The organism is Massilia varians (assembly GCF_027923905.1).
Classification (GTDB): Bacteria; Pseudomonadota; Gammaproteobacteria; order Burkholderiales; family Burkholderiaceae_D; genus Telluria; species Telluria varians_B.
In genome coordinates this window covers 5,344,792-5,368,705 of sequence record NZ_AP026966.1, presented here as the reverse complement: position 1 = coordinate 5,368,705, position 23,914 = coordinate 5,344,792, and the positions used below count along the sequence as shown (strand labels likewise).

Annotated in this window: 24 protein-coding genes and 1 pseudogene; 17 read left to right on the top strand and 8 right to left on the bottom strand. The window is 61.1% G+C overall.

Annotated features, from left to right (window positions below):
* Positions 1-62 precede the first annotated feature (62 nt).
* Positions 63-689, bottom strand: coding sequence for a tyrosine-type recombinase/integrase (locus MasN3_RS24225; RefSeq protein ID WP_281910895.1), 627 nt, complete (start codon positions 687-689; stop codon positions 63-65).
* Between the two features lie 138 nt (positions 690-827).
* Between MasN3_RS24225 and MasN3_RS24220 the strand changes: the two genes are divergently transcribed.
* The 4 genes and pseudogenes from MasN3_RS24220 (at position 828) to MasN3_RS24205 (ending at position 5,626) form a co-directional block, all read left to right on the top strand.
* Positions 828-1,157, top strand: a complete 330-nt coding sequence (locus MasN3_RS24220; protein WP_281910894.1) for an H-NS histone family protein — start codon at positions 828-830, stop codon at positions 1,155-1,157.
* Positions 1,158-1,690: 533 nt separating this feature from the next.
* Positions 1,691-2,871, top strand: a protein-coding gene (locus MasN3_RS24215; protein WP_281907664.1) for an IS3 family transposase whose coding sequence is annotated in 2 segments (ribosomal slippage) — positions 1,691-1,958 and positions 1,958-2,871 — 1,182 coding nt in all. Because the reading frame shifts where the segments join, the coding sequence is not laid out codon by codon here.
* Between the two features lie 601 nt (positions 2,872-3,472).
* Complete coding sequence (gene nhaA, locus MasN3_RS24210; RefSeq protein WP_005664141.1) at positions 3,473-4,708, top strand: Na+/H+ antiporter NhaA; 1,236 nt, start codon at positions 3,473-3,475, stop codon at positions 4,706-4,708.
* A 107-nt stretch (positions 4,709-4,815) separates the two neighbouring features.
* Positions 4,816-5,626, top strand: a pseudogene (locus tag MasN3_RS24205) (IS5 family transposase).
* Between the two features lie 229 nt (positions 5,627-5,855).
* Here the strand turns inward: MasN3_RS24205 and MasN3_RS24200 are convergent.
* Positions 5,856-6,197, bottom strand: coding sequence for a hypothetical protein (locus tag MasN3_RS24200; RefSeq protein ID WP_281910892.1), 342 nt, complete (start codon positions 6,195-6,197; stop codon positions 5,856-5,858).
* Positions 6,198-6,574: 377 nt separating this feature from the next.
* Between MasN3_RS24200 and MasN3_RS24195 the strand changes: the two genes are divergently transcribed.
* Entirely contained in the window at positions 6,575-7,555 is a 981-nt protein-coding gene (locus MasN3_RS24195) for an IS481-like element ISKpn27 family transposase (RefSeq protein WP_223723632.1), read from the top strand.
* Between the two features lie 144 nt (positions 7,556-7,699).
* Here the strand turns inward: MasN3_RS24195 and MasN3_RS24190 are convergent, their stop codons facing one another.
* Complete coding sequence (locus tag MasN3_RS24190) at positions 7,700-8,107, bottom strand: hypothetical protein (protein ID WP_281910891.1); 408 nt, start codon at positions 8,105-8,107, stop codon at positions 7,700-7,702.
* 233 nt (positions 8,108-8,340) lie between these two features.
* Here MasN3_RS24190 and MasN3_RS24185 point away from each other — a divergent pair, with 233 nt between their 5' ends.
* Positions 8,341-8,571: a helix-turn-helix domain-containing protein gene (locus MasN3_RS24185; protein WP_281914590.1), complete on the top strand. Its 231-nt coding sequence runs from the start codon at positions 8,341-8,343 to the stop codon at positions 8,569-8,571.
* Between the two features lie 504 nt (positions 8,572-9,075).
* Here MasN3_RS24185 and MasN3_RS24180 read toward each other — a convergent pair.
* Positions 9,076-10,347, bottom strand: coding sequence for a sialidase family protein (locus MasN3_RS24180; RefSeq protein ID WP_281910889.1), 1,272 nt, complete (start codon positions 10,345-10,347; stop codon positions 9,076-9,078).
* Positions 10,348-10,429: 82 nt separating this feature from the next.
* Between MasN3_RS24180 and MasN3_RS24175 the strand changes: the two genes are divergently transcribed.
* The gene (locus tag MasN3_RS24175; protein ID WP_281910887.1) at positions 10,430-11,341 is read left to right on the top strand and encodes an aldo/keto reductase; all 912 of its coding nucleotides are present in this window, start codon (positions 10,430-10,432) and stop codon (positions 11,339-11,341) included.
* Positions 11,338-11,994 (top strand): DUF6064 family protein, encoded by a 657-nt coding sequence (locus MasN3_RS24170; protein WP_281910886.1) that lies wholly within the window; start codon positions 11,338-11,340, stop codon positions 11,992-11,994. The genes MasN3_RS24175 and MasN3_RS24170 overlap by 4 nt, the downstream gene beginning before the upstream one ends.
* On the opposite strand, the gene MasN3_RS24165 is transcribed toward MasN3_RS24170, so the two are convergent.
* Positions 11,984-13,099, bottom strand: a complete 1,116-nt coding sequence (locus tag MasN3_RS24165; protein ID WP_281910885.1) for a succinylglutamate desuccinylase/aspartoacylase family protein — start codon at positions 13,097-13,099, stop codon at positions 11,984-11,986. The two genes, MasN3_RS24170 and MasN3_RS24165, sit on opposite strands and share 11 nt — an antisense overlap.
* 158 nt (positions 13,100-13,257) lie before the next feature.
* Here MasN3_RS24165 and trmB point away from each other — a divergent pair, with 158 nt between their 5' ends.
* Positions 13,258-13,938, top strand: a complete 681-nt coding sequence (gene trmB / locus MasN3_RS24160) for a tRNA (guanosine(46)-N7)-methyltransferase TrmB (protein WP_281910884.1) — start codon at positions 13,258-13,260, stop codon at positions 13,936-13,938.
* A 143-nt stretch (positions 13,939-14,081) separates the two neighbouring features.
* On the opposite strand, the gene recQ is transcribed toward trmB, so the two are convergent.
* Together recQ and MasN3_RS24150 are read right to left on the bottom strand one after the other, a co-directional pair.
* Positions 14,082-15,905, bottom strand: coding sequence for a DNA helicase RecQ (recQ, locus tag MasN3_RS24155; RefSeq protein WP_281910883.1), 1,824 nt, complete (start codon positions 15,903-15,905; stop codon positions 14,082-14,084).
* Between the two features lie 14 nt (positions 15,906-15,919).
* On the bottom strand, positions 15,920-16,753 hold the full coding sequence (locus MasN3_RS24150) for an undecaprenyl-diphosphate phosphatase (RefSeq protein WP_281910881.1): 834 nt from the start codon (positions 16,751-16,753) through the stop codon (positions 15,920-15,922).
* Positions 16,754-16,996: 243 nt separating this feature from the next.
* On the opposite strand from MasN3_RS24150, the gene MasN3_RS24145 reads away from it, so the two are divergent.
* On the top strand, positions 16,997-17,407 hold the full coding sequence (locus MasN3_RS24145) for a hypothetical protein (RefSeq protein ID WP_281910879.1): 411 nt from the start codon (positions 16,997-16,999) through the stop codon (positions 17,405-17,407).
* A gap of 113 nt (positions 17,408-17,520) precedes the next feature.
* Complete coding sequence (locus tag MasN3_RS24140) at positions 17,521-17,664, top strand: hypothetical protein (protein ID WP_281910877.1); 144 nt, start codon at positions 17,521-17,523, stop codon at positions 17,662-17,664.
* Positions 17,665-17,784: 120 nt separating this feature from the next.
* Here MasN3_RS24140 and MasN3_RS24135 read toward each other — a convergent pair whose 3' ends face one another.
* Positions 17,785-18,039: a YkgJ family cysteine cluster protein gene (locus MasN3_RS24135; protein ID WP_281910875.1), complete on the bottom strand. Its 255-nt coding sequence runs from the start codon at positions 18,037-18,039 to the stop codon at positions 17,785-17,787.
* Positions 18,040-18,159: 120 nt separating this feature from the next.
* Here MasN3_RS24135 and MasN3_RS24130 point away from each other — a divergent pair, with 120 nt between their 5' ends.
* The 6 genes from MasN3_RS24130 (at position 18,160) to glf (ending at position 23,798) form a co-directional block, all read left to right on the top strand.
* Positions 18,160-19,044, top strand: a complete 885-nt coding sequence (locus tag MasN3_RS24130; RefSeq protein ID WP_281910873.1) for an SDR family oxidoreductase — start codon at positions 18,160-18,162, stop codon at positions 19,042-19,044.
* A gap of 114 nt (positions 19,045-19,158) precedes the next feature.
* A complete protein-coding gene (locus MasN3_RS24125; protein WP_281910870.1) occupies positions 19,159-19,803 on the top strand; it encodes a TetR/AcrR family transcriptional regulator in 645 nt (214 codons plus the stop codon).
* Positions 19,804-19,965: 162 nt separating this feature from the next.
* The gene (locus MasN3_RS24120) at positions 19,966-20,619 is read left to right on the top strand and encodes a protein-L-isoaspartate O-methyltransferase family protein (RefSeq protein ID WP_281910868.1); all 654 of its coding nucleotides are present in this window, start codon (positions 19,966-19,968) and stop codon (positions 20,617-20,619) included.
* Positions 20,620-20,626: 7 nt separating this feature from the next.
* The gene (locus tag MasN3_RS24115) at positions 20,627-20,950 is read left to right on the top strand and encodes a rhodanese-like domain-containing protein (protein ID WP_281910865.1); all 324 of its coding nucleotides are present in this window, start codon (positions 20,627-20,629) and stop codon (positions 20,948-20,950) included.
* A 52-nt stretch (positions 20,951-21,002) separates the two neighbouring features.
* Entirely contained in the window at positions 21,003-22,379 is a 1,377-nt protein-coding gene (locus tag MasN3_RS24110) for a TolC family outer membrane protein (RefSeq protein WP_281910864.1), read from the top strand.
* A 264-nt stretch (positions 22,380-22,643) separates the two neighbouring features.
* A complete protein-coding gene (glf, locus tag MasN3_RS24105) occupies positions 22,644-23,798 on the top strand; it encodes a UDP-galactopyranose mutase (RefSeq protein ID WP_370662316.1) in 1,155 nt (384 codons plus the stop codon).
* Positions 23,799-23,914: the final 116 nt, after the last annotated feature.

Here is a 23,914-nt window from a genome sequence, read left to right as displayed (position 1 = left end):
AAGCGGCCCTGTCCACGGGTCACTTACGAGCTATGCTCAGAAAACAAATCCTGTCTTATACGTCAGACTTCAGTCTGCTCCGCGATCTCGAGTGCGTCATCGACCTCAATGCCGAGATACCGCACTGTGCTCTCTAGCTTAGTATGGCCGAGGAGCCGCTGTACAGCACGAAGATTTTTCGTACACGGTAGATCAATGTCGCCTTCGTCCGCCGCATTGTATGAGTTCCATAAGCCGTTTGGATCCAAGCCGATGGATCGCACCCACCTGGCGACAGTGCGTGCATACTGACGAGTCGAGAGATGATGCGAGTTTTTCGCCCTACTAGGAAATAAATACTGGTTCGATGTAAGCTCACCAGCTGCAATCCAGCCTTGAACTGACTGGCGAGTCTGCTCGGTAATTTCGAACTGAACGGGACGGTGGGTCTTCCGTTGCATAACAATCCCACGATGGAATATGCTGCTGCCTTGAGCAACGTCTTTCACTTTCAGACTGACCAGGTCGCAACCGCGCAGCTTGCGATCAATCGCTAGATTGAAAAGTGCTAGATCTCTTGAGTGTCCCGCAATCTGCAGTCGGATCCTTATCGCCCAGATTTCCTTTAACTTCAAAGGGAACTTCTGACCGACCAGACGTCCTTTGTTCCATGGAATACGCCGGCTACCGATATCGCTACTTGTGTTCATGTTAACCTCCTCAGTGAGCAAGGCCTAATTTTGGTCCGCAGCTAGAAGAAGAGGTTCAATCGCAGTCGAGCTATCCATGGTGCATAGTAGAATCGGAGCAGTGTGCAACACATTCAACTAATTGAAGGGATATCATCAATGGCAAACATCGATCTGTCGGGCTACAACCTGAGCGAACTGAAGGGCCTGCAGCATGACATTGAAGCGGAAATCAAGAACCGCCAGCACCAGGACTTGCAGAAAGCACGGGAGCAAATCCTAGCGATCGCTCAGGAGGCAGGGGTCTCGGTCGAGGAGCTGCTTGCTACAAGTGGCAAGAAATCGAAGAGCAGCAAGGGGCAGAAGGTTCAGGTACGCTATCAAAACCCTGGGGACAATAGCCAGACCTGGACTGGTCGTGGGCGCCAGCCGAAGTGGATTGCAGAAGGGCTCGCTAGCGGAAAGTCGATGGATGACTTCCGCATCTAACAGCAAGCGTGCACCCCGCTTCCACTAGTAGACCAACGCAGTTCTGCACCTACTTTACGACTGTGGAGGTTCTCTAGTTGTCCCAGGCGGGATGAGATTGAGTACCTCCCAAATGACGACGTTGGCAAAGCCACGGTCCTCAAGAAACCGCATGGCGTACAGCAGCCCATGCGTTTTCCTTAACTGGACAGCCGCAACGAGCAACTTGGCGTTGCGGTAAAGGTTTGGTTCGAGCTGAGTAGTCATCAGTGCATTGTAGAGAACCCATGTGTTCTAACCATGACATAGATCAATGCAACTGCACCGTAAATTGCGACTTTGTTAATAGATAGGCATTCTTCCTAATTCTGCTATCGGCCAAAAGCAGACTTTTGAAAGCAAACGCATCGTGAAGATGGTTCAATCCCGTAGCACTTTGCCAATACGGCAGAAAATTTTTTTGGGTTTCCTTCTGACCGTCTGCGTGCAGTCTCTGAGGTACGCTGATTTTTTCGGACACTCTTGTTTGGTAAAGTTCACCAACAGGAGCCTTTATGAAGACATTGAAGAAGACGTACACCCCGGAACTCAAGGAAGAAGCCGTGAAGCTGGTGCTGGCGCAGGGTTTGTCCATTGAGCAGGCAGCAGCACGAGTAAGTATCCCAAAAGGGACGCTGGCCAATTGGGTAGCAGCCGCCAAACGCGGGCCGGCCGCAACAGCAGCCCCTGGAAGCCGCTCTGTGGCCGAGCTGGAAGCGGAGAACGCGAAGCTGCGCAAGCAGCTAGCCCAGGCAGAGATGGAGCGGGACATCGTAAAAAAAGCGGCGGCGTACTTTGCGCAGGAGTCGCTGCCAAGTACGCGTGGATAAAGACAATGCGACTCGATTTCCCTGGCTATCCTGTGAAGCTGATGTGCCAGGTATTGGACGTCTCGCGCAGCGGCTACTACAACTCGCTGCAGGCCAAGCCATCGACACGCGAGCAGGAAGACGCTCGGTTGAAAATCCTGATTACGGCAGTGCATCGGCAAACCCGAGAGACCTACGGGGTGCCTCGGATAAAGCACGAGCTTGCTGCACAGGGTCATGAAGTTGGTCGCGACCGTGTGCGCCGACTTCGCCAGGAGCTCAATCTGCGCTGCAAACAACGGCGCAAATTCATCGCAACGACAAACTCGAATCACAACCTTCCCATCGCTGAGAACTTGCTGGAACAGCGGTTCGCGCCGAACAGGCCTGACGAAGTGTGGGTGACCGACATCACCTATATCTCCACTGCCGAAGGCTGGCTGTATCTTGCCGGCGTAAAGGACGTTTTTACCTGCGAGATCGTCGGCTACGCGATGGGCGAGCGCATGACGCAGGAGCTGACGACGCAGGCCTTGTGGCGCGCCGTGAGCCACAAGCGGCCGGCGCCAGGGCTGATCCATCATTCGGACCGTGGAAGCCAATACTGCGCCCATGCCTACCAGGAGCTGGTGGCGCAGTTCGGCATGCGCGCGTCGATGTCGCGCCGCGGGAACTGCTATGACAACGCGCCGATGGAGAGCTTCTGGGGCACGCTGAAGAATGAGCTTGTTCATCATCGCCGCTATGCCACCCGTGCTGAGGCAAAGGCCTCGATTCAGGAATACATTGAAATTTTCTACAACCGACAGCGGCGCCATTCCCGCATCGGCTTTGTTCCGCCAGCGTTGTTCGCCGAATCCTTCAGCGAACAGCCGCAGGCGGCTTAAGACGAGCGTGTCCGTTATTGACAGTACACCTCACTCAGGCCGCTCCGAGCAGGTCCCTTTGTCTGCGAAACGAACGCACGGTGTTCGCTTGCGAAGCCAAGACGAAGATCGCGTCGGTCTGCGCATCTGGAAACTTCAGTACAGCAACCGGCGCACTGACATATAGGTTCGGTTCGTTTGGTCAGAAGCCTGAACTTGTGTATGAAAGTTCGCCAGCCACTGTAACAGCGCGATTCGCGTACGAGGAAAACATGTGGGCTAAGGGTATGGAAACTTCACTGAAATTCCAGGTTGGGAAATTTACTTATGTCGTCCACCATGCGCACGGAGCATTCGGAGTAGACGGCGGCGCAAACCGTGCAGGCGTTTATGTAGAGCGCGAGTTCAAGCAAATTGCGGACATTCAGTGTCGTGAAGCGTCAACCGTTAACCACATGTACGATGAGCTTAGCGGTACAAGTTTGCATCGTAATCCTTAGTTTCAGAACCAAGGCTGCTGTCGGCCAAAAGCAGACATCCAAGAGTGTGCGTTGACTACTTCCAGTAGGCTAATATCGCCAGCCAAGCCGTAAAACCACACAAACAAAGGCGGAGAAGAAAAATGCGTGTTGAAAAGCGACTATCGGCCACGTTCAAGCAGTTTGCCCATTCCGGCAAGGCGGGGGCAGTCCTCCTGATCCTCTGCACACTGGCTTCGCTGATCATCGCCAATTCCCCGTGGGGGAAGGGCTATCTTGGATTCTGGCACCAGTATGTTGGGGGCCTGAGCATCGAGCACTGGGTGAACGATGCGCTGATGGCGATTTTCTTTCTGCTCATCGGCCTGGAGCTTGAACGCGAACTGTATAACGGCGAACTGTCCGACATCAGGAATGCCATGCTGCCGATCATGGCCGCTGTAGGTGGCCTCACCATTCCGGCGCTCATCCACTTCATGTTCAATGGTGGGACAATTACCCAGGCAGGCATCGGCATCCCGATGGCGACCGACATTGCATTCGCACTAGGAGTGCTGAGCCTGCTCGGCAGCGGGGTACCGGCTTCCCTCAAGATTTTTCTGACCGCGCTCGCCGTTATGGACGATCTTGGCGCGATTATCGTTATCGCCGTGTTCTACACGGCAGAGTTTTCCTTCCTCTACCTGCTGGCCGCACTTGGTGTCTTTGCGATCCTGATCCTGATGAACCGCGTGCTACGCATCATGGCGCTCGTGCCATACCTGCTGGGTGGCGCGCTGATGTGGTTCTTGATGCTCAAGTCCGGCGTACACGCGACTGTCGCTGGGGTGCTGCTAGCCTTTGCCATTCCTTACTCGGCTAAGCAAGATGATGCCGAGTCTCCCTCGCATCGCCTGGAGAATGCGTTGCACACGCCAGTCGCCTTCCTTATTCTGCCCGTGTTCGCCTTGGCAAATACGGGGATTGTCGTCGGCGCAGGCTGGGCTGAAGAACTCTTGTCGGCCAACAGCCTCGGCATCCTGCTTGGACTGATCGTCGGCAAGCCAATCGGCATCCTGCTCTTCAGCTTCGCCGCCGTCTCGCTCGGCATCTGCCGCCTGCCGCTCGACCTCGCGTGGCGTCATGTGCTGGGCGCAGGCCTGCTTGGCGGCATCGGCTTCACGATGTCGATTTTTATCACCAACCTGGCTTATACCGGAGAAGCCGGCGTGATCACTTCCTCAAAGATGGCAATCCTGCTAGCGTCCCTCACGGCCGGGCTAGTAGGTTTCGCGTGGCTGAAGTTTATGGGAACACCGCTGGCATCCGACCCTGATCCAGACACAATGGATTTCGATGACGGATCGGTTAGGCCAGACAGCCCGAAACCCGATTCCTAAAGAACTGACTCCGGCAGAGGCAATGTCCGCTTTGGGTCGATAGCGGACGTACGCAGGCTCAGTCAGAGCACTAACATGGCGTCCGTGTTCATAGATGGACTGACACCATGGCCCGCGCACTTCTTCCCGAAGACCTGCGGTCCTTTATAGCAGCTCATCTTCCAACCCATCGCCCATCGCCGAAGGCAGCCGCCCGCGGATCGATGATCGCGTGGCCTTGATTGGAATACCGTGGGAGTACCTGCGCGCGAACTCGGCTGCGGCAGCGGCATGACATGCTGGCGTCGCCCTCACGAATAGATGCTAGCCGGCGTTTGGCAGCGTATCCACGAGGCGATTCTTCGACGGCTCCGAGAGCACGACAAGATCATGTGGGATCGAGTTTGCGTTGACGCTGTAAGCGTACCGGCACTTGCTGGAAGCGAGGACACGGGCCGAAACCCAACCGATCGCGGCAAACTCGGCTGCAAACACCATTTGCTGGTGGATGAGCATGGGCTTCCCAAGTGGCCCAGATCTCGGGCGCGCAGGTGCAGCACTCTCGTTTCCTCATCCGGTTGGTAGAGCTAATCCCGGCAGTTAAGGGGCTGGCAGGCCGTGCCCGCAAACGTCCACGTAAAGCTGCATGCCGGTCAAGCGTACGCTTCGAGAGCCCATCGGGCTTAGCTGCGAAGTCGGGGCATCGCGGCTCGTATCACGCGCTCCGGCGTCGAGCCGCGCGAAAGGCTTGGACGGTGGCGTTGGGTCGTTGAGCGAATCTTGGGTTGGCTACACCGCTTCCGCAGATTACGCATCCGGCATGAGCGGCGAGCAGACATACACCAAGCGTTCTTGTCGCTTGCCTGCTCGCTCATCTGTTGGCAGTATGTCGAAAGTTTTGTTAGGAGCTCTAAGTCGCCTACCAAACTCAATCCTTAGATGGCATCATTGAGTTTTCATCGAGCCTCAGGTTAGAGTTATATGCGTCGCATTAAGCTTGCAGGCGGCAGCAATTTGAAGGGCTAAACGGCCAATAATGCGTTTGACCTACTACCGGAAATAATTAGGGGCGTCCTCGGGATAAAGCTTGGACGCTTCCGTCTAAAGAATCCTGAGCTAATTGCTGCATTGCTTCCGCTCTAAACAAGATTTGTTAGGGCTGAGAAGATCAGTTTGGTTGCATTGAGAGTTTCTTTAGCAACGACTCATTAAATGTAAGGTCGCAAATCTCGAAGGATACATGCTGCGTATGCATCCAAATATCCCGGAACACTGGCCAACTTGCATCTTCCGTATCACCTAAAACTTTCCGGGCCTCGTTCAAAAGCAGGCGTAGCTCAAGATTGTTTAAAGTGGGCAGTCCAGCAAGTTGGCATAATTTTTCAGTTGACATAGTATGGCGTTGAACCTCCCTATGTTCATTTGCATGTAGTACTGCCGCCTTCATGAGCTTTAATGCTGGAGCTGTAATGTGATCCACGTCGAATCTTGCTTTTCTGCGGTCCGGCATGCGAACTCCTTTCCTTTTCTGTTGTTAATTTCAACAGCCTATTTTAATGTTGATTGCCAACGAAGATGCATGGATGGCCTGCCGTCCTGTCAATCAAGCCGTCCTTTGCGCGCTGAGCTATTAAGCGCCTAGCTAACAGCTCAATAATGTTCTCAGAGTCGAAGTCGCAAGAAAATTCCACATACTTTTACGGCAATGTGTGCTAGTTAATAAAAGATTATCCTTGGTCTCGTCATCAAGTCAACTTTGGCTCGAATTGGTATTGACCGTAAGTGTCTGGACTCGTGGGATCATGTACCCATGCGTAGCTGGCCGCTCTTCAAGGCCAGACACGTTTTGCGTACACTGTTCCAATCCGACTCTTCACTGGCAACTCGATGACCCAGGCACTGCACAGCCAAGCCCGTACTACCCACCTGATCCGTGAGGAAATCAGGAACTCGACGCTCCCGCAGGCCGAACTGGCCAGGATGTACAACGTCACCCGCCAAACCATCCGAAAGTGGCAAAACCGCGAGTCTCCTGAAGACAAGTCGCATGCGCCGAACAAGATGTACACGACGCTCACGCCCGAGCAGGAGCTCATCGTGGTGGAGCTGCGCAAGACGTTGCTGCTGCCCACGGACGACCTGCTGGCGGTCACGCGCGAGTTCATCAATCCAGCCGTCTCGCGTGCCGGCCTGGGACGTTGCCTGCGCCGCCACGGTGTCTCGGATCTACGTAACCTGGTCGAGCAGGAAGGCACTGCGCCCGCCACGAAAAAGACCTTCAAGGACTACGAGCCGGGCTTTGTGCACATCGACATCAAGTACCTGCCGCAGATGCCCGACGAGACGGCAAGGCGCTATCTCTTCGTTGCCATCGACCGTGCTACGCGCTGGGTCTTCATCGAGCTCTATGCCGACCAGACCGATGGCAGCAGTGGCGACTTCCTCAACAAAGTCCAGCAAGCCTGTCCCGTCAAGATCGTCAAGCTTCTGACCGACAACGGCAGCCAGTTCACCGACCGCTTCACGGCTGGCGGCAAGAAGAAGGAACCCAGCGGCACACACGTGTTCGACCGCCTGTGCAAGCAGCTCGGCATCGAACACCGGCTCATCCCGCCTCGTCATCCGCAGACCAACGGCATGGTGGAGCGCTTCAACGGTCGTATCAGCGACATCGTCAACCAGACCCGTTTTGGTTCAGCTGCCGAACTGGAATCGACGCTGCGCAATTACGTCAAGATCTACAACCACAGCATTCCGCAACGCGCGCTCCAACACAAAACACCCGTTCAGGCGCTCAAGGAATGGCATGAAAAACGCCCTGAATTGTTCAGGAAGCGCGTGTATAACCAGCCGGGTCTTGACACGTAAGCTTATCGCTCATATTTTATGGATCAATAAGGAACCTCCAGGAATTAGTACGGCGCAACCTTAGCCCCTAAAATATGTTGTGAATCTAATAAGGATATAAATTAGGATACAATTTTGGGGAGATTCTGAAAATTTAGTGGGTCATCACGGGCTAGTCTTTAGTTCGTCTGGTGGTGGCAAAGTCGTGCTCCAAATAATTTGAGCCTTGGCCGGAATCCTAAGGGAAGCAACTTGGAGGTTATCGATGACTGCACTACCATCGGAAAATCTGCAAAAATAAACTTCTAAGCCTTCAGCATCAATAACTAAGCCAACTTCACTCACTTCTCGCAAATCGTATCCCGAATCCTTTCGCGGTGATTGGCAAGTTAATTTCGCGTTTCCGCTCTCATCGCCTTTCAATAACTGCACTGCATTCGACAGATTCCAGCATATATAGCGGCGCCAGTATCCCGGCTGTTCGTGTCTTTGGAAGGGAAGAGCTACATGAAACAGCTGTATATTTAATGGAAGCTCGACTATCGGAAATCGCAATAGTCCAGGTTGTTTCATTAGTGCTCGTATTGCATCCCGATCAGAATGATTTTCCCACGATGCATTCACATGAAACATACGTTCTTACCCCGTAAAATTGCTGATTTTGTAGGCAGTGTGTGCATGCCAAGGCCACGAACTTAGTCCGTGCCCCCTGTAGGGGGAAGACCGAATGATACATGATGACCAAAATTGCGTCATGATCATGAGGACAATTTTTGGAAAAATCACCTGTTCTGGCGTTTGCTGCAGTGCTGCGGCAACTGCGGTCTGAGCGTCAACTCACCCAAGAAGAGCTGGGTTTCCGGGCTGGCCTCCAACGGAAACATATCTCTGCGCTAGAACTAGCGCAAAAACAGCCTTCCCTCTCTACATTGTTTGCGTTGTCAAAAGCATTGGACATACGTACAAGCAGATTCATCGCGCTCGTTGAGCTTGCTTGGGTAGACCCAAATGAAATCAAGCAGACCTCTCTGTCGTAGTGCAAGCGTCAATGTATGACAGTTGCACGATGAGGGACGTCCCCTGGAGCATCTTTTTTGGCAGCCAATCTTAAGCAGAAGACCACTTAATCGCACACTTTGACACGTCAACTTGGCGGTTTGCTTGCTTAGTACTGCGATACTGACTAGTAATGACACCGGCTTTCTAGAGGTCACATCACTTTTGATGGTTTATCCTAGATAAGCTTTACTCGTAGCTCGGTTTACAAAAAGGCAACTTGCGAGGTGTTATCGAACGAATTGTTGTGTAACCGAATTTGGGATTTGTGAATATAAATGAACGGGATTCACAATCACATTTCGGGTAAGTTGTTGTTTTCTATGGTAATTCTGAAATTTGATTTCGTAAACTGCGCATCGATGTAGAAAGAAGATGAACAAATACCATGATTAATAACTCAATGGTAGAGCAGGAGCTTCCCAAGCTTAAGACGAGGGTTCGATTCCCTTCACCCGCTCCACTCCCCAGCTTCCATCCCCGCATCAAGAATCAGGCAGGCGCCCGCGCATCAGCCATACCCGGCTGCCGTGGCCGGCAGCCAGGCTGCTGTTGACCAGCGCGACCATCCCGTCGCCGGCCGCGAGCTTCCTGCCGAGCAGCCCTTGCTGGCTGCCCTGGCGTGCTCCCGCACCCGGTCTGCCATGCGGCACGGTGACCGGGACGATCGTGTTGGCTACCCGGATGTAGCGCAGCCCCTGCGCCGACTCCCATGCGACATGCACGCGGCCCTGCGCATCGGCCGCCAGCTGCGGCGCCATCGCCGCTTCGCCATGGGCCGACAGGGTGCGCGGCGTGCCGAACGCCAGCTCGGGGCCCTCGGAGCGCACGTGGCGGATCGCCGCCGGCTGCTTTCCCGTCCCCTCCATGTAGACCAGATGCAGCCTTCCGCCGCCATCGAACGCCAGGCGCGGCGCATCGGCCCGCGCCCCCTTGGCGCCGACCAGTACCGGCGGAGAAAAACTGGCGCCGCGGTCCGGCGAGCGGCTGACGCGGATGTCGGCGTCCGGGTCCTCGCCCACGGTCCAGGCCAGGTAGAGCGTGTCGCCCGTGTCGAGGGCAAGCGCCGGGCCGCGCGCCGGGAGTGCATTGTCGCCGGCGATCCGCTGCGGCGGCGTGAAACCGCGCCCGCCGTCGTGCGAGCGCGCCAGCCACAGGGCGCCATCGTAGTCCGTCCAGGCCACGTAGACCTTGCCGTCCGCATCCACCGCCAAGTCCAGGCTACCGTTCGACCAGGTGTCGCGGTCCAGGCGTCCCTTGCCGTCGCCGCCCGGCGAGTTCGACAGGTTCACCGGCTGGGAAAAGCTGCGGCCCCCATCGATGGAGCGCGCATACAGGATCTCGCCGCCATGCGCGCCGCCCGAGAAGACGATCTCCTGCCACAGCACGTGCAGCGTGTCCGGACCGTCCGCCGCGATGCGCGGCATCCAGGAAAAGGTATCGGGACTGCGCGAGACGTCCACCGCTGCGCCGTGCCCGCGTCCATCCGGCGTGAAGACCCGCAGCAGCACCTCCTTGCGGCGCTGGTCGACCCAGGCCACGGCCAGGCGGCCGCCGGGCAGGAAGGCGAGGGTGCCGTCGTCCACGTAGTCGTACTGCGAGTCGTTCTGACGCCACGGCCCCTTGGTGCCGCCGCCGCTGGCGACGTCCTGCACGGGCAGCCAGTGAACGGCGCGCGGGTCCGGCGCGGACCGGACCGGCATGCAGGCCAGTAGCGCGGCAAGGACGAGCAGGCGGGTGCGAACGGGGAATCGCATGGGCTTTCTCCAGGCGGCGCCGCGCCCGGCGCCGGCGCGGTATGCTCGATCCTACTCGTCCCACCCGCCAAGGAGCGCCCGCATGCCCATTGCCTCCCGATCGCGCCGCCGCCTGCTCGCCTCGCTGCTGGCCTTGCCGGCCTTCGCCCATGCCCAGGGGCGGCCGATGCTCCTGACGCGCGCCATTCCGTCTTCCGGCGAAGGGCTGCCGCTGGTCGGCCTGGGCAGCTGGATCACCTTCAACGTCGGGCGCGATCCGCAAGCGCGCGCCGAGTGCGCGGCCGTCATGCGCCAGTTTTTCGCCAGCGGCGGCCGGCTCATCGATTCCTCGCCCATGTACGGCTCGGCCCAGGCGGTGATCGGGGAAGCCGTCGGCAAGCTCAAGCCCGCGCAGCTGTTCTCGGCCGACAAGGTGTGGATCGGCGACGGCGCGCAGGGACCGGCGCAGCTTGAAACCTCGCGCCGGCTGTGGCAAATCCCGCGCTTCGACCTGCTGCAGGTGCACAACCTGCTGGCCTGGGAAGCGCACCTCTTGACGCTGCTGCGGATGAAGCGGGAAGGGCGGCTACGCTACGTCGGCATCACCACCTCGGAAGGGCGCCGTCATGGCGAGATCCTGAAGATCATGGCCAGCCAGCCGATCGACTTCGTGCAGGTCTCGTACAACGCGCTCGACCGCGAAGTGGAGCAGCGCATCCTGCCGCTGGCGCGCGAGCGGCGCATCGGCGTGATCGTCAACCGGCCGTTCCGCCAAGGCGACCTGACCCGGGCGCTGGCGGGCAAGCGCCTGCCCGGCTGGGCCGCGGAGATCGGCTGCAGCAGCTGGGCGCAGGCGCTGCTCAAGTTCATCGTTGCGCACCCGAGCGTCACCTGCGCGATTCCCGCCACTTCCAGCGTCGCCCACGTGCGCGAGAACCTGCTGGCCGCGACCGGGCCGCTGCCGGACGAGGCGCTGCGCCGCCGCATCGTCCAGGACGTCGAAAGGCTGGCATGAGCGAATGGTGGACCTATTCGCTGTCGGACTTGTTGATGTTCTCGGCGCGGACCTATTACCGCCAGTTCGAGCTGATGAACCGCGAGTGGTGGCCGCTGCAGCTGCTGGCACTCTGCGCCGGCGCGGCCATCCTGGGCGGCATTGCGCAGCGGCGCCTGGCCAGCGCACGGGTCGCCTTCGCGCTGCTGGCCGCGGCCTGGCTGTGGGTGGGTTGGGCCTACCACCTGCAGCGCTATGCCGACATCAACACCGGTGCGCCGTATTTCGCCGCCGCTTTTTTCCTGCAGGCCGCCCTGCATGCCTGGATGGCGTGGGAAGCGCCGCCGCCGCCGGCGCTTCCCACGCCTGCGGTGGCCATGGCCTTTCCCCTCGCGCTGCTGGCGCTGGTCGGCTACCCCTTGCTGGCGCCGCTCGACGGCCGCGGCTGGTGGCAGGCCGAGGTCTTCGGTGTCGCGCCCGACCCGACGGCACTGCTCACGCTCGGCGCCCTGATGTTCTGGCGCGCGCCATGGTCGCTGTGGGTGGTGCCGTTGCTATGGTGCGCCGCCAGCACCGCGACCGTGCTCGAGCTGCACGCGGCGCGGCCCTGGTGGCCGGCGGCGGGCGCGCTGCTTGCGCTGGGCGCCATGCTGTGGGAGAAGTTCAGGCGCTGAGCAGGTCGCCCGAGCGGAAGGATTCGGTGCCGGCGATCTTGCACACATGCATGCCGCGCAGCAGGTGCCGGTGCGCGGTGCTCGCGAACAGCAGCCCGGCGTGTTCCGCGCACAAGGTGCTCACCTGGCCGCTGACCGGGTTGACGATGTCCGCCACCGGCTCGCCCGCTTCGACCAGCTCGCCCAGCTTCTTGTGGAAGACCAGCACGCCCGCATGCGGTGCGGCCAGCGGCTCGACGGCATTGAGCGGCGTTGCGCGGCAGGGCGTTTCCGGCAGCGGCGCGAGCGGGATGTCGAGCATGCCGGCATGGCCCAGGTACTGCAGCAGGGCGGCAGCGTCCTGGCGCGCGTAGTCGTAGCGCACGTCGTTCTCGCCGCGCAGCTCGACCGTGACCGCGACGCAGGAGGGCGGAATCGCCGTGCCCTCGAAGTGCTCGGCCAGGTCCCACCACAGGCGGCTGCAGGCTTCATCGAAGGCCTCGCCGCCCGAGGCCTTGGCCACCAGCAGCACGCGCGCGCCCAGCAGCGCCATCAGGGGCTCCACGCTTTCCACCAGCGGCGTGCCGGTGTACATGTGCATCAGCGCTTCGTTATCGCAGTGGAGGTCGAGCACGATGTCGGCATCGATCGCCATCGACAGCAAGGTCTTCTTCAGCGTCTCGACGTCGTCCTTCGGCTCCCACAGTCCCACCTGGTGGCGGGCGTGCTCGCGGATGAGGGCGATGTTGGCGTCCACGTCACTGCCGAGCTTGCCTTCGAGCGACTTCTTGAGCTCGTCCGCCACGTGCTTGTACAGGCGGTTGAAGTTGGTGCCGGTGGCCAGGTGGTAGCGGCCGAAGGGCGCGCCGTGGATGACCTGGGACAGGCCGATCGGATTGGCCGCCGGCACCAGGATGACCTCGCCCTTGACCCGGCCCTCGGCGTCCAGACGCTCCAGTTCCTGGCGCAGGAAGTGGGCCACCAGCATGGCGGGCACCTCGTCGGCGTGGACGGCGGCCTGGATGTAGACCTTTTTGCCGGCGCCTGGGCTGCCGTAGTGGAAGGAAGTCAGGTGGGCGGTGGCGACGTTCTCGTCGACGGCGATCGGGTGTTTCACTGATTGCATGGACAGGCTTCCTGGGCTCGGCATGGATAAAGCACGATTATCCGCGATTCCGCCGCGGGGCTTCGCACGTTCCCGGCTGGGCTATAATGACAGCCGTTTTTTCCTCACTATCACTCCCCATGTCCTCTGAAAAGCCTACCCCCGGCCCGGCGCGTTCCATGCTGTACGATCCGACCGAACACCGCATCCGCAGCTTCGTCACGCGGGCCGGCCGCCTGTCGACCGCCCAGGCGCGCGCGCTGGAGGAGCTCGGCCCCAAGTACCTGATCGAGTACAAGAAGGAGACGCTGGACCTGGAACAGGCCTTCGGCCGCAAGGCGCCGGTGATCCTGGAAATCGGCTTCGGCATGGGCGACACCACCGCGCACATCGCGCGCCTGATGCCGGAGAAGGATTTCATCGGCGTCGAGGTGCACACGCCGGGCGTGGGCAGCCTGCTCAAGCAGATCGGCGAGCAGGGCATCGAGAACCTGCGCCTGATCCAGCACGACGTGGTCGAGGTGCTGAACCACATGATCGCGGATGGTTCGCTGGCCGGCGTGCACGTGTTCTTCCCGGACCCGTGGCACAAGGCGCGCCACAACAAGCGCCGCCTGATCCAGCCGGCCTTCGTGAAGGTCCTGTGCGACAAGCTGGCGCCGGGCGGCTACATCCATTGCGCCACCGACTGGGAAGACTACGCGGTGCAGATGCTCGAGGTGCTGGGCAATGAAGCGCAACTCGAGAACACGGCCGAAGGCTACGCGCCGCAGCCGTCCTACCGGCCGCTGACCAAGTTCGAGAATCGCGGCCTCAAGCTGGGCCACGGCGTGTGGGACCTGGTCTTCACCAAAAAGTAGGCTTACCGTAGGGTGGGCAAGTTCCTTGCCCACGCGTTCAGCCAGTATAAGAACAGCCGCGCCGTAAGCATCACCGTCATTTGAACGCGTGGGCAGGAAACCTGCCCACCCTACGGACAGCAAGGCCGAAACGCGGCCGGCGATTACATCATTTCATTGATGATGGCGACGATCTCGTCGCCATACGACACCAGTTTCTTCTCGCCGACGCCGGACACGCCGCGCAGCGCGTCCAGCGAGCCCGGCTTGACCTTGGCGATCTCGCGCAGGGTCGCATCCTGGAACACCACATAGGCCGGCACCCCGTGCTCGCGCGCGGTGCCCATGCGCCAGGTGCGCAGGCGCTCGAAGATGGCCTGTTCGGAGCGCGACAGTTCCAGTTCCTCGTAGCTGCCGGCAGCGCGCGACGAAGGCCGCTTGGCCTTGACCGGTTTCTGGTACTGGCGCAGCTGCACCTTCTGTTCGCCCTTGAGCACGGGACGCGCGGCGTCGGTCAGCTTCAGCGAGCTGAAGGCGTCGTGGTCCACGGTGACGAAGCCGAGCGCGATGGCCTGGCGCACGATGGCGCGCCACTCCGGTTCGGAGCGGTCGGCGCCGACGCCGTAGACGGTGAGCTTGTCGTGGTGCCACTGGCTGATGCGCTCGGTTTGCGCGCCGCGCAGCACGTCGATCACGTGGCCGGCGGCGAAGCGCTGGTCGACGCGGTAGATGGCCGACAGCAGCTTCTGCATCGGCACCGTGCCGTCGACCTGGATCGGCGGGATCAGGCAGGTGTCGCAGTTGCCGCAGGGACCGGAGCGCTCGCCGAAGTAGTCGAGCAGGCGCATGCGCCGGCAGCTGAGGGTTTCGCACAGGCCGAGCATGGCGTCGAGCTTCATCGACAGCACGCGCTTGAAGGTCTCGTCGGCTTCGGATTCGTCGATCATCCGGCGCTGCAGCACCACGTCCTGCAAACCATAGGCCATCCAGGCGCTGGCCGGCAGGCCGTCGCGGCCGGCGCGGCCGGTCTCCTGATAGTAACCCTCGAGGCTCTTGGGGAGATCCAGGTGGCAGACGTAGCGCACGTCGGGCTTGTCGATGCCCATGCCGAAGGCGATGGTCGCCACCATCGTGATGTTGTCTTCGCGCAGGAAGCGCGACTGGTTGGCGGCGCGCTGGCTGTACTCCATGCCGGCATGGTAGGGCAGGGCGCGAATGCCGTGCTCGTTCAGGAAGTCGGCGGTCTCCTCGACCTTTTTACGCGACAGGCAGTAGACGATGCCGGAATCCTGCGGGTGCTCGCTGCTGATGAAATCGAGCAGCTGCTTGCGGCCGGTGGTCTTCTCGACGATGGAATAGCGGATGTTCGGGCGGTCGAAGGACGAGACGAACTTGCGCGCGTCGTCGAGCTGCAGGCGGTGCGCGATTTCCTCGCGGGTCTGCAGGTCGGCGGTCGCGGTGAGGGCGATGCGCGGAATGCCCGGGTAACGCTCGTGCAGGACCGACAGACGGATGTATTCCGGGCGGAAGTCGTGGCCCCACTGCGACACGCAGTGGGCTTCGTCGATGGCGAACAGCGAGATCGGCGAGACGTCGAACAGTTCCAGGCAGCGCTGCGTCAGCAGGCGCTCGGGCGCCACGTAGACGAGGTCGATCTCGCCGCTGCGCACCAGGCGCTCGATGCGCAGGGTTTCCTCGAAGGTCTGGGTGGAGTTCAGGAAGGCGGCGCGCACGCCGACTTCTTCCAGTGCATCGACCTGGTCCTGCATGAGCGCGATCAGCGGCGAGACGACCACGCCCACGCCCTCGCGCAGCAGCGCGGGGATCTGGTAGCACAGCGACTTGCCGCCGCCGGTGGGCATCAGGACGAGTGCGTCGCCGCCGCTGGCCACGTGCTCGACGATGTCGGCCTGTTGCCCGCGGAAAGCGGGATAGCCGAAGACCGTCTCGAGGACGTGGAGGGCGCGCGCGCCGATTTCGCTTGTCATACGCTGCTTACTGTTTATTCAGCCCAGGTCACTAGGCCGAAGTGTGCGGTCACGAGGACCAGGATACCGAATACGATACGGTACCAGGCGAAGATCGTGAAGTCGTGCGTGCTGATGTAGCGCAGGAGCCAGCGCACGCACAGGAAGGCCGAACCGAAGGCCGCCAGGCCGCCCAGGCCGAACATCGGCAGGTCGGCCATCGACAGCAGGTGGCGCTCCTTGAGCACCGAGTACACGGTGGCCGCCAGCAGGGTCGGGATCGCCAGGAAGAAGGAAAATTCGGTGGCCGCCTTGCGCGACAGGCCGAACAGCATGCCGCCGATGATGGTCGCGCCCGAGCGGCTGGTGCCCGGAATCAGGGCGAAGGCCTGGGCGATGCCGACCTTGAGCGCGTCCGTGGCGCTCATATCGTCCACGGTTTCCACGCGGGCCTGGCGGTCCTTGCCGGTATGGCGGCGTTCCACCCACAGGATGACCAGGCCGCCCACGATGAAGGCGGTGGCCACCGGCACCGGCGCGAACAGTTCGGCCTTGATCATCCCGCTGAGCAGGAAGCCGAGCAGGGCCGCCGGAATGAAGGCGATGATCAGGTTGAGGACGAACTTCTGCTGCTTCGGATCCGAACCGAGGCCCGCGAGCACGGTCGCGATGCGCTGGCGGTACTCCCAGATCACGGCCAGCATGGCGCCGGCCTGGATGGCGATCTCGAAAACCTTGACCTTCTCGCCGGTGAAATTGAGCAGGCTGCCCGCCAGGATCAGGTGCCCGGTGGAGGAAATCGGGAGGAACTCGGTGAAGCCTTCGACCAGGCCCATGATGATCGCCTTGATGGCGAGAAGAATGTCCATGTGTGCGTTTGAGTGAATGCGGCTGAATGCGGATGCTGTCGGGATGTCCCGTGGAAGGTACGGCGGGGCCGAAGCTTAACATGATTGCAACAGGCGACGTCGCCTGCCGTGTCCGGTGCAAGATTGTACCGCGCCCGGGTTGCCGCAGGGTTAGCTCAAGGGCATGACTGTGAAATTCTTCCGTGCGCCTCCAGCCCGAACGCGTGCTACACTGGACAGCATGCGTATTCCTGACTCAACCGCATGAGTATCTTTGTTGTCCTGATCCTTGCTGCCCTTGCCTGGGCGGCATTCCACGGCTGGCAAAGCCCCAACTCCCTGCGTTACCGGCCCTGCCAGGGCCGGGCCTGGCGCAGTACCTTCCCTACCGCTTCGCGGAAGGACATCCGCGATTTCCTGTCCGTCTTCGTGTCCTCCTTTGCCTTTCGCGAAAGCGAGCGGCTGCATTTCCGTCCCGACGACGAAGTGCTCGGCATCTACCGCGAGGTGAACCCGACGCGCTGGCTGCCGGACGCCCAGGAATTCGAGACGCTGGCGAAGGCGCTGCGCGAGCGCTACGGCGTGAAGCTCGACGAGATCTGGCACGAAGGGATGACGCTGGGCGGGCTGTTCCAGCGCGTGCAGCAGGCGCGCGGCAAGACGGCCGCGGCGTAAGCGGAGGGCTGGACGGCCTGGCGCCACTGCAGATTACCCCGCGTGGGTAAGGGTCCGGTCTTGCTTTCTGTAAGTATGCTGCCATGTGCCGGGCATGCTGAAACAGAAACTGAATGGCCTTCCTCGGCTTTCCACTGCCCGTCACCCCGCCACCGGCCACCAAGCCGGCGGTCGAGCACGCGACCGTGATCAAGAAGAAGAAAACGCGTCTCGGGCTGGTCATGCCCGACGATAAGACGCGCGACGAACATGCCTGAACGTAGGGTGGTCGGCTTCGCCGACCGCGCGTCCAGCTCCGGCGTGCGTTGCCAATGCGCTTATTCACGTTGAACGCGCGGTCGGCAGAGCGTGATCTGGTCCACTGGACCAGATCACCTCTACGGTGCGGTCGCCTTCTCTAATTCATCCAGCCAGCGGATCGCCTGCTCGCGGCTGTCCCCGCACATTTCCAGCGAGGGCTGCAGCCCGCCGCAGAACGCCGGTCGCTCGGGCCGGCCGAAGACCAGGCAGCGATTGTCCTCGCCCAGCTGCACGCAAGGCACGCCAGCCGGCTTGCCGTCAGGCATGCCGGGAATCGGGCTGGTGATCGAGGGCGCGGTGCAGCAGGCGCCGCAGTTGCTTCTACACTGCATGGTGGCGGGAAGGACGAGGTGGAAGGGCCGCAGTATAGCGCCGCGGCGTCCATGGCGGGCGCGTCGCCCACCGTTTTCCTGCTACGTTGTTGTCATCGCACAGCACAAGCAGGAGGCACCATGTCCAGTCCCCTCAAACCCCTGAACCGCCAGGTCGTCGTGATCACCGGCGCCTCGAGCGGCATCGGCCTGGCCACGGCGCAGGAAGCGGGCAAGCAGGGCGCCAAGCTGGTGCTGGCCGCGCGCGGGGCCGACGTGCTCGAGGCGGTCGTGCAGGGACTGGTCGAGAACGGTGTCGACGCCGTCGCCGTGGTGGCCGACGTCGCCGAGCGCGCCCAGGTCGAACGCATCGCCCGGGTCGCGATCGCGCGCCATGGCCGCATCGATACCTGGATCAATAATGCCGGCGGCACCATTTACGGCCGGCTCGACCAGGTATCTGAGGACGACAGCCGGCGCTTGTTCGACATCAATTTCTGGGGCATGGTGCACGGTTCGCTGGTGGCGCTGCCGCACCTCACGCGCCAGGGCGGCGCCCTGATCAACCTCGGCAGCGAAGCCTCCGAGGTGGCGATCCCGATGCAGGGCATGTATTCGGCCAGCAAGCACGCCGTCAAGGGATTTACCGATGCGCTGCGCATCGAGGTCGAGCACATGGACGGGGCGCCGGTATCGATCACGCTGATCGAGCCGACCGCCGTCGACACGCCGCTGCCCCAGCATGCGCGCAATTACATGGACTGCGAACCCAGGCTGCCTTCGCCGCAGGTCGATCCGCACGAGGTGGCGGCCGCCATCCTGCATGCGGCCGTGACGCCGATGCGCACGGTGCGGGTCGGCATGATGGCCGAACTCGATGTGCTGATGGAGAAGATCGTCCCCGGCCTGACGGACCGCCTGTCGGTGTTGCAGGTGCCGCGCCAGCAGCAGGATGCGCCGCCGCGCAATCCGGACGGCGCTCTGTATGCATCGCGGGCGAACGGCCGCATCTACGGTCCGTCATGAGGGCCGAATTACGTAAATACCTGTTTATATTGACAGTTTTGGGAAGGACTGCTTGACTGCCTGACAAGCCCCGACTATATTCTATGGTTGTTCAGTTGGTTTCTAGGCAGAAACATGCAATGTCCACTCGACAGCAAGCCGCGGTGGGAACGCCGGAAGGATGCCCGTCCCCAGGAGCTCCTTGCTGCCGCAATTGACCTGTTCGTTGAACGCGGCTTCGCCGCCACCCGCCTGGAAGACGTGGCGCGCCGCGCCGGTGTCTCCAAGGGCACGCTCTATCTCTACTATACGAACAAGGAAGAACTGTTCAAGGCCGTGGTGCGCGAAAGCATCCTGCCTTTCCTGGGCAAGGCCGAGACCTCGGTGGCCGAATTCGATGGCCACAGCAGCGACCTGCTGCGCGACGTGGTCATGAACTGGTCGCGCCAGATCGGCCAGAGCAAGGCGTCGGGCCTGGGCAAGCTGATGCTGGCCGAGGCCGTCAATTTCCCCGATCTGGCCAAGTTCTACCGGGACGAGGTCATGAGCCGCACCATCCACATGATTTCGAGCATCGTCGAGCGCGGCGTCAGCCGGGGCGAGTTCCGCCATGTCGACGTCCTGCAGATGACCCAGGTGCTGATCGCACCGATGATGATGCTCAACGTGTGGCGGCACTCGGCCGTGCTCCCTTGCGGGGAAGGCGAGCTGCAGCCCCAGGCCTTCCTCGAGAACCTGCTTGACCTGACTCTGAACGGTCTTCTTCCCCGCAGTGCCTGAGTTGCCGTTTGCGCCATTGCGCCGTTTTTTCGGCGTTCAACCCCTCCAAACTGCAGACTGTCGCAATTTCCCCCGGTCCGGGCAGCCCATCGCTAAGATGTGCGTCCTGAGGCCGTTCAACGATAAAATATCGGATTATTTATTTTTCCATCGAGAACTAAGATGAATATCGAACAAGCCCGCTTCAACATGATCGAACAGCAAATCCGTCCGTGGAACGTGCTTGACCAGGACGTGCTGGACCTGCTGCACGTAGTCAAGCGCGAAGGATTCGTGCCGGCCGCGTACCAGAACCTGGCGTTTGCCGACGTCGAGATCCCGCTGCCGGGCGGTGAAGCGATGTTCAACCCGAAGGTCGAAGCGCGCATCGTGCAGGAACTGGCGGTCAAGAAGCATGAGAACGTCCTCGAAATCGGCACCGGTTCGGGCTACATGGCGGCACTGCTGGCGCACAAGGCGCGCCACGTGACCACCGTCGAGATCCAGCCGGAAGCCGTGAAACTGGCGCAGGAAAACCTGGCGCGCGCCGGCATCACCAACGTGACGGTCGAAGAAGGCAATGGCGCCAGCGGCTGGGACAAGGGCGCGCCCTACGACGTGATCCTGGTGTCGGGCGGCCTGCCGGTGCTGCCGGAAGCACTGCTCAAGCAGGTGAAGGTGGGCGGCCGCATCGGCGCGATCCTGGGCGAGGCGCCGGCGATGAGCTTCAACATCATCACGCGCACGTCGGAAACCGGCTACGACACGGTCAAGCTGTTCGAGACCATCGTCAAGCCGCTGACCGGCGCGCAGGCGCCGTCGCGCTTCCAGTTCTGAGGCCGCGATGCAGCACATGACCGCCCCGGAGCTCGCTGCCCGGCTTGCCGATCCGGCAGCCGAGCAGCCGATGCTGCTGGACGTGCGCGAAAACTGGGAATTCGAGACCTGCCATATCGCAGGCTCGACCCAGATCCCGATGCACCTGGTACCCATCCGTGCCGGCGAACTGCCAGATGACCGAGAGATCGTGTGCATCTGCCACCACGGGGCGCGCAGCATGCAAGTGGCTGCCTTCCTCGAACGGAACGGATTTGACAACGTAACGAATTTGACGGGCGGAATACACGCCTGGGCCGTGCAGGTCGATCCTTCGATGCCGAAGTACTGACTTGCGAAGTACTACCTGTCCTTAACTTTTGATGACTCCAGTGGAGAACGTAATGCAGAAACCCCTGCGCAAATCCTTTCTTGCCGTGCTGGTTGCCGGTGCCGTCTTTTCGCTGAACGCCAGCGCGGCCGACCTGCTCCAGGTGTACCAGCAGGCACTCGCCAACGATGCGGCCTATGCAAGCGCGCGTGCGTCGGCGGCTGCCGGGCGCGAGCGGATTCCGCAGGGGCGCGCAGGACTTCTCCCGACCGTGGGCATCACCGGCAGCAGCATCAAGAACGACCGCGAAGCGTCGCCGTTCAACGAAGGAGCAAGGATCACCGATCCGCTCACCGGCAGGGAAACCATCGTGTCGGGCGACGACTCGAACCTGCGCACCAGCACCTACACGCTGCTGCTGACGCAGCCGCTGTTCCGCTGGGATCGCTGGGAAACCTACCAGCAGAGCAAGCTGCAGCAATCCATCTCCGAAGCGCAGTTCGCCCAGGCCCAGCAAGACCTGATCACCCGCGTGGCGCAGGCCTATTTCGACGTGCTGGCGGCCCAGGACAAGCTGGAATCGACCCGCGCCCAGAAGACCGCGGTGACCGAGCAGCTGGCATCGGCCAAGCGCAACTTCGAAGTCGGCACCCAGACCATCACCGACACGCATGAAGCGCAGGCGGCGTATGACCTGGTGATCGCCCAGGAATTCGCGGCGGTGAACGACCTCGACAACAAGCGCAATGCGCTGCAGGCCATCATCGGCACGGCGCCGAGCAACCTGGCCCCGCTCAAGAGCGGCATCACCCTGACCGCGCCGACGCCGGCGAATCCCGACCCGTGGGTGTCCTCGGCCGAAAACCAGAACTACGGCGTGACCGTGTCGCAGCTGCAGGTGGAACTGGCCAAGCGCGAGATCTCGAAGACCCGCGCCGGCCACTATCCGACCCTGGACCTGGTGGCCAGCAACCAGCGTACCAAGATCCACGGCGGTACCATGGGCGCTTCCGGCACCAATACCAACAATGGCATCGGCGTGCAGTTCAGCGTGCCGATCTTCAATGGCTTCGGCGTCACCAGCCGCGTGCGCGAAACCATCGCGCTGGAAGATAAGGCGCGCAACGACCTGGAAGCGACGCGCCGCCAGGCCGCCCTGCAGGCGCGCCAGGCCTACCTCGGCGTGAACAGCGGCATGGCCCAGGTCAAGGCGCTGGAAGCGGCGGAAGTGTCGAGCCAGTCGGCGCTGGAATCGAACAAGCTGGGCTACCAGGTCGGCGTGCGCATCAACATCGACGTGCTGAATGCCCAGCGCCAGCTGTACCAGACCCGCACCGACCTGTCCCAGGCGCGCTACAACACCATCCTGAACGGCCTGCGCCTGAAGGCGGCCGCCGGTTCGCTGCGCGAATCGGACCTGGCAGCGGTGAACAACCTGCTGGAAAAGTAGTCGTCACGCAGCTTCGTGCTGCCGCGAAATGTCAAAAACCCGGTCCGCAAGAACCGGGTTTTTGCTTTTTGGTCTTATGCTAACTCATTGATTTTGCGACAGAATAGTTGACGCACGACAAGTCGCGCCGAGGGGGATTTTTTTGCAAAGCTGATAAACTGGCAACGTTAACGCGCCTTTTCATGGCAGGCCAGAACAGCCCGCCTGCCGAGAGTGCCGCAGCCAGGATGCTTATCCCTCAGCTCTTCCCTAAGGAAAAACAATATGCAAAAGAACATCGCGATTGTCGGCGCCGGTTTTTCCGGGGCCGTCATTGCCAATCAGCTGGCGCAGGCCGGCTACAAGGTCGAGATCTTCGAATCGCGCCCCCATATCGCGGGCAACTGCCACTCGGAGCGTGACGCCGAAACCGGCGTCATGGTGCACGTCTACGGGCCGCACATCTTCCACACCGATATCGAGCGCGTCTGGGAATTCGTCAACCGCTACAGCCGCTTCATGCCTTACGTGAACCGCGTCAAGGCGATCACCAACGGCGCCGTCTACACGCTGCCGATCAACCTGCTCACCATCAACCAGTTCTTCGGCAAGACCTTCCGTCCGGCCGAGGCCCAGGAATTCCTGGCTTCGCTCGGCGACAAGTCGATCGAGAATCCGGTGACGTTTGAAGACCAGGCCCTGCGTTTCGTCGGCCGCGAGCTGTACGAAGCCTTCTTCAAGACCTATACCGTCAAGCAGTGGGGCATGCAGCCGACCGAACTGCCGGCCAGCATCCTCAAGCGCCTGCCGGTGCGCTTCAACTACGACGACAACTACTTCGCGCACAAGTACCAGGGCATGCCGGAAGACGGCTACACCGCGCTGGTGGAAAAGATCATGGACGTGCCGGGCATCACCCTGCACCTGAACACCAGGTTCGATCCGGCCAACAAGGGCGATTACGAGCACGTGTTCTACAGCGGCCCGATCGACGCCTGGTTCAAGCATTCCGAAGGCCGCCTGCCGTACCGCACGCTGGACTTCGAAGTGTTCCGCGACACCGGCGACTACCAGGGCAATGCCGTCATCAACTACTGCGACGACAGCCAGCCCTACACCCGGATCACCGAGCACAAGCACTTCTCGCCATGGGAAAAGCACGAGAAGACGCTGATGTACAAGGAATACAGCCGCCAGTGCGAAGAAAAGGACATCCCCTACTATCCGATCCGCCAGGCGCGCGACAAGCAGCAGCTGGAACGCTACGTCAACGTGGCGCGCGAGGAGCCGAACGTGACCTTCGTGGGGCGCCTGGGCACCTACCGCTACCTGGACATGGACGTGACCATCAACGAGGCGCTGGCCACCGCCGACAAGTTCCTGGAATGCGCGAAGAACCAGGCGCGCATGCCGGCCTTCGCGATCGATCCGCTGGCCTAAGCGGATCGGTTTGCCGTAGGGTGGACGGCTGCGCCGTCCGCGCGTTCGACCAGCGGAAGAATAGCCGCGCTGCGTCTACTCGATCGTGTTTTGAACGCGCGGTCGGCAGAGCCGAC

Bases quoted from the DNA above. Each gene is read 5' to 3' on its own strand.
- MasN3_RS24150 (WP_281910881.1), bottom strand. From the start codon at position 16,753: ATGGACATTCTTCTCGCCATCAAGGCGATCATCATGGGCCTGGTCGAA.
- MasN3_RS24125 (WP_281910870.1), top strand. From the start codon at position 19,159: ATGCAATGTCCACTCGACAGCAAGCCGCGGTGGGAACGCCGGAAGGAT.
- MasN3_RS24180 (WP_281910889.1), bottom strand. From the start codon at position 10,347: ATGCGATTCCCCGTTCGCACCCGCCTGCTCGTCCTTGCCGCGCTACTG.
- MasN3_RS24190 (WP_281910891.1), bottom strand. From the start codon at position 8,107: ATGAAACAACCTGGACTATTGCGATTTCCGATAGTCGAGCTTCCATTA.
- MasN3_RS24135 (WP_281910875.1), bottom strand. From the start codon at position 18,039: ATGCAGTGTAGAAGCAACTGCGGCGCCTGCTGCACCGCGCCCTCGATC.
- MasN3_RS24220 (WP_281910894.1), top strand. From the start codon at position 828: ATGGCAAACATCGATCTGTCGGGCTACAACCTGAGCGAACTGAAGGGC.
- MasN3_RS24165 (WP_281910885.1), bottom strand. From the start codon at position 13,099: ATGCAATCAGTGAAACACCCGATCGCCGTCGACGAGAACGTCGCCACC.
- MasN3_RS24145 (WP_281910879.1), top strand. From the start codon at position 16,997: ATGAGTATCTTTGTTGTCCTGATCCTTGCTGCCCTTGCCTGGGCGGCA.
- recQ (WP_281910883.1), bottom strand. From the start codon at position 15,905: ATGACAAGCGAAATCGGCGCGCGCGCCCTCCACGTCCTCGAGACGGTC.
- MasN3_RS24115 (WP_281910865.1), top strand. From the start codon at position 20,627: ATGCAGCACATGACCGCCCCGGAGCTCGCTGCCCGGCTTGCCGATCCG.
- nhaA (WP_005664141.1), top strand. From the start codon at position 3,473: ATGCGTGTTGAAAAGCGACTATCGGCCACGTTCAAGCAGTTTGCCCAT.
- MasN3_RS24175 (WP_281910887.1), top strand. From the start codon at position 10,430: ATGCCCATTGCCTCCCGATCGCGCCGCCGCCTGCTCGCCTCGCTGCTG.
- MasN3_RS24140 (WP_281910877.1), top strand. From the start codon at position 17,521: ATGGCCTTCCTCGGCTTTCCACTGCCCGTCACCCCGCCACCGGCCACC.
- MasN3_RS24170 (WP_281910886.1), top strand. From the start codon at position 11,338: ATGAGCGAATGGTGGACCTATTCGCTGTCGGACTTGTTGATGTTCTCG.
- MasN3_RS24120 (WP_281910868.1), top strand. From the start codon at position 19,966: ATGAATATCGAACAAGCCCGCTTCAACATGATCGAACAGCAAATCCGT.
- MasN3_RS24110 (WP_281910864.1), top strand. From the start codon at position 21,003: ATGCAGAAACCCCTGCGCAAATCCTTTCTTGCCGTGCTGGTTGCCGGT.
- glf (WP_370662316.1), top strand. From the start codon at position 22,644: ATGCAAAAGAACATCGCGATTGTCGGCGCCGGTTTTTCCGGGGCCGTC.
- MasN3_RS24130 (WP_281910873.1), top strand. From the start codon at position 18,160: ATGTCCAGTCCCCTCAAACCCCTGAACCGCCAGGTCGTCGTGATCACC.
- MasN3_RS24200 (WP_281910892.1), bottom strand. From the start codon at position 6,197: ATGCCGGACCGCAGAAAAGCAAGATTCGACGTGGATCACATTACAGCT.
- MasN3_RS24195 (WP_223723632.1), top strand. From the start codon at position 6,575: ATGACCCAGGCACTGCACAGCCAAGCCCGTACTACCCACCTGATCCGT.
- trmB (WP_281910884.1), top strand. From the start codon at position 13,258: ATGCTGTACGATCCGACCGAACACCGCATCCGCAGCTTCGTCACGCGG.
- MasN3_RS24225 (WP_281910895.1), bottom strand. From the start codon at position 689: ATGAACACAAGTAGCGATATCGGTAGCCGGCGTATTCCATGGAACAAA.